Annotated in this window: 1 protein-coding gene; it reads right to left on the reverse strand. The window is 59.8% G+C overall.

The window, feature by feature from the left end:
* A partial coding sequence (locus tag SB756_RS33150; protein ID WP_410913645.1) for a hypothetical protein occupies positions 1-251 on the reverse strand: 251 nt, incomplete at both ends.

Below are 251 nucleotides of genomic sequence, written 5' to 3' on the forward strand. Positions count from 1 at the left end.
GTAATCGACAAGCCCTCAACAGCGAAATGGTGCTCGGCATAGAGCATCTGCCCCTGTTCGTTGGTGTCGATGCGTCCCTGAACCTGGCGAAAGGGTTTCCCGCCCAGCCAGAGGGCGGTATCCACCACATGCAGATAGTCATCGAGCAGGGTAAAGCGGAGATCCTGTGGCCCGACGCTGTCGCTACGGTGCTTTTCAATCCGCAGAGAAGCGGCGTCCGCCATCTCTGCCCGCAACTGCTGATAGCGCGG

Source organism: Pseudomonas sp. SIMBA_068, from assembly GCF_046534705.1.
In the GTDB taxonomy this organism is placed as follows: domain Bacteria; phylum Pseudomonadota; class Gammaproteobacteria; order Pseudomonadales; family Pseudomonadaceae; genus Aquipseudomonas; species Aquipseudomonas putida.